This window comes from Aquirufa sp., from assembly GCF_964796385.1.
This window is the reverse complement of the sequence record NZ_CBAUBA010000060.1, coordinates 1-3,121: the sequence shown is the minus strand read 5'-3', so window position 1 is coordinate 3,121 and position 3,121 is coordinate 1. Positions and strand designations below refer to the sequence as shown.

Here is a 3,121-nt window from a genome sequence, read left to right as displayed (position 1 = left end):
ATGATATCGCTGGCAGCTATGTCGAATTTGCAGAGAGAAAAGTACTTCCAGAATTTGCACATATTCCTGAAGGAGAAAGAAAAAGAGAACATCTTAGAGAAGGATTTGAAGCCAATAATGCCGACAAAATTTTCGAAAGTACATTCACCAGTCAAATTAATAGACCACAATAATGAAAAATATGACAAAGTAATTCGTCAGGCAGAACTAGCATTTAAAACATGGTCTATTTGTCATTCAAACCAATACCCAATCCAAACATAGCTGCTACTAAAGCCAGGTGAATAATTAATACAGCTTTTTGCCAAGTTGGTCTGTCATTCCACTTTTGTTCTGGATTGAATGGATCAAATGCCATTCCAATCCCTAATGAAGCTGCTGCTTGCATATAATCTTTAGAGATAATTGCTTGGAATAGTCCTAATAGTAAAAATCCGATGTAAAGGAATTTGTTAAATGATTTGTTCATTGAGTTGTTCCTAAATTCATTTCAAAATTAAGAATTAAATCTCTTCAATTATTGAAGTCCCTGTTGAAAAGTCGCCGGAAGTCCATTCCCATGTTTCATGTAAACGAATTTTACCGTTTGTGAGTATTTCTGGTTTTGAAAAACACTTACCAGTCATAATTTCGTTATTGACATTAATTTGATGGTAACACATTTCTATACATCCTTCTTTGTCAACCAACCCTATTAAATGGCCGTATATAATTTTACCGCCTTTATATTCAGAAGATATGATATTGCCTTCTTGTTTGTAATAAAAAAGAGTTTCTGATGATGTTTCCGCGTTATCCGTATTTTGAACGGGTCTAAAAGCTTTATTGTTATAGTTAATCATATTTTAAAATTTTCTATAGAGTTAATTAACTGACACCTCAACAGTTTTACCCAATCCAAATTCAAGTAATCTATATAATGTAGAAAGCTGAATATCTGTTTTTCCATTTTCGATTCTCGATATGAAACTTTTTTTTGCGCCAATTTTATCTGCTAATTGTTCTTGTGTCATTTTTGCATTTTTTCTTTCTTCTTTAATCAACTCTCCAATTAGAAAAGCTTTCGCTTTAATTTCAAATTCAGTTCTCTTCTCTGATCCCTTTACACCATAACGCTTAGACAAATGTTGCTTATAAGTAGTTAAATTATTTTCTTTCGTTGCCATAACTTCATTTTTTAGTATTAATATAATATTCCTTCATTAATTTATTAGCCATTGTAATTTCCTTACTTGAAGTTTTTTGCATTTTCTTTTGATAACCATTTAATAAAACAATAAACTTTCCTTTGTCAAAAAAACAGAATATTCTAAAAATGTTACTGCCATGTTCAACTCTTATTTCATACAAACCCTTATTCCCTTCTAAATGTTTTAAAAACTTCTCAGGCACTTTATCTATATGAGTAACTAGAAATAAAACATAATCGATTTTTTCTTTCCCTTTTTCAGACTGTTTATTAAAAAAATCATTGAAATAATTTTTATAAAAAACGATTTCTCTTAATTCATTTATTAGGCCTTAATTTACAAAGTTAACTTAAAATGGAACTTTCGCAAAATATTTACTCTATTGCACCAAAAATGAATGTCGGAAGAAAGATGACTGAAAATTTATGTATTTATACGCATTAGCTTAACCCGGCGATAGACAAAGAAAAAGCCATCATTTCTGATGGCTTGTCTAGTATGGCTCCCTCTAATTTACACTTTTCGAACACTATTGTTCAAGAACTACTGAAAATCAGAGAGTTAATGAAACTAATACCAATGAAAATGATAAAGGTTATAGGTAATAAGGTTTTATTTTAATCATTATATATCCCTAATCTTACATAAACATTTATTAAACCTTCAAAAAACCAAATTCATAAACTTGAGGCAAGATTTTTTCAGTCAAAGATTTATAAGCTATTTCAAAATTTTTAAAGCTAACTGGAGGAAAATCTGAATCTGCATTGCGATATTGAATTGCCTTTCTTATTTGGTACCATCCTACATCGGGTCTATTTAATTTCAATTCATCTCGTATTTTTTTTGAATCAGTATGTTCAAAATATTTTTTCCATAAAAACTTTGCTTCTTCCAAAACAGCTTCAATCTTATCTACCTGTGTGGAGATGTTTTGAAGATAGTGACTGATACTTTTGGTCTGTAATTGGGGAGTATTATAAACATTGTATCCATTAGTGCAAAACTTGCAATTGTTATTAATATTTACTTGGTAATTTCTCTTCTGTCGATTGGTTACTTTCTTCGTTTATTTATTGCCAAAAGAATTTTCTTTACTTTAGATTTTATAGCTGCACTTTCTGTTTCCATTGCTCTTTGGCAAATAAATTCCAATTCTGTTGTTAGTTCGGGGATATATTTTGTCAGCACATAAAGACCGTTGTATGCCCAAGCCTTAAAAAACTTATTGTTGTCTTCTAAACACTTTCTGGTAAAATCTTCTGTAATTATAATTGATTTATTTGTTAGTTTAAAATATGGCAAGAGTTGCAAAAGATGAAGTTTAGCTTCCCAATTTTCAACAGTTTTGCAAGATGTTAAAAGTCTCTCAGTAAGAAGTCCGGGCAATTTTTGTCCATTGTCGTAGTGGTGTTTAATGAGCCAAGTAGCTGTTTTCTGCAAATCTTGTTCATTGACACAAATTGCTACCAAATTCTCGAAAAAATCTAAACTCAAAGAATTTACTCCATACAATTCTGTTAAGTATTCAGTATGAACACCATCCCAAAGTTTAAGTTTGCTATTTAATTCTGAATTCATTACGTTTTCTGTCATGTGGGTGAAGCGTTTTGTAAATTGTGCTACCGTTTGGCTATGCTAGTGCGGGATTTCGAGGCACTTTACTTTCCGTTTTGCAGTTAGTTTATTCAATGTAATTACTTTCATGTCACCACTTTCGCCCGCATCACACTTATACATTGTTGTGCAATTGGCATTCTTTTCGGTTAGTATGCTAATTTATGGTCGTTCAGCTAGCCCTGCCCTCTCTGCCAGTTTTCTTTGGGTCATCCCTTCCTGCACTCGCGCAGACTTTATTTTATCTCCTAATTCCATGATACAAAATTAGAATTTTTTCCATTTCTTCAATTGAAATGTGACACGTCATTGAC

6 protein-coding genes and 1 pseudogene are annotated in these 3,121 nt (G+C 31.4%); 1 reads left to right on the top strand and 6 read right to left on the bottom strand.

The genetic code is table 11. The features are described from left to right. Nucleotides 1-173 (top strand): annotated as a pseudogene (locus tag AC1W6K_RS11705) (DUF1338 domain-containing protein); the annotation flags it as partial. A gap of 53 nt (nucleotides 174-226) precedes the next feature. On the opposite strand, the gene AC1W6K_RS11700 reads toward AC1W6K_RS11705, so the two are convergent. The 6 genes from AC1W6K_RS11700 to AC1W6K_RS11675 all read right to left on the bottom strand — a co-directional run bounded on the left by AC1W6K_RS11700 (nucleotide 227) and on the right by AC1W6K_RS11675 (nucleotide 2,786). Next, the gene (locus tag AC1W6K_RS11700) at nucleotides 227-469 is read right to left on the bottom strand and encodes a hypothetical protein (RefSeq protein ID WP_481947624.1); all 243 of its coding nucleotides are present in this window, start codon (nucleotides 467-469) and stop codon (nucleotides 227-229) included. 34 nt (nucleotides 470-503) lie between these two features. Continuing rightward, complete coding sequence (locus AC1W6K_RS11695) at nucleotides 504-842, bottom strand: avidin-fold protein (protein WP_481947623.1); 339 nt, start codon at nucleotides 840-842, stop codon at nucleotides 504-506. Nucleotides 843-863: 21 nt separating this feature from the next. Further along, nucleotides 864-1,166, bottom strand: a complete 303-nt coding sequence (locus AC1W6K_RS11690) for a helix-turn-helix domain-containing protein (protein ID WP_481947622.1) — start codon at nucleotides 1,164-1,166, stop codon at nucleotides 864-866. Nucleotides 1,167-1,170: 4 nt separating this feature from the next. Next, nucleotides 1,171-1,497, bottom strand: coding sequence for a type II toxin-antitoxin system RelE/ParE family toxin (locus AC1W6K_RS11685; RefSeq protein ID WP_481947625.1), 327 nt, complete (start codon nucleotides 1,495-1,497; stop codon nucleotides 1,171-1,173). Nucleotides 1,498-1,845: 348 nt separating this feature from the next. Beyond that, nucleotides 1,846-2,088, bottom strand: coding sequence for a hypothetical protein (locus AC1W6K_RS11680; protein WP_481947621.1), 243 nt, complete (start codon nucleotides 2,086-2,088; stop codon nucleotides 1,846-1,848). Nucleotides 2,089-2,246: 158 nt separating this feature from the next. After that, nucleotides 2,247-2,786 (bottom strand): hypothetical protein, encoded by a 540-nt coding sequence (locus AC1W6K_RS11675; protein WP_481947620.1) that lies wholly within the window; start codon nucleotides 2,784-2,786, stop codon nucleotides 2,247-2,249. Nucleotides 2,787-3,121 lie beyond the last annotated feature (335 nt).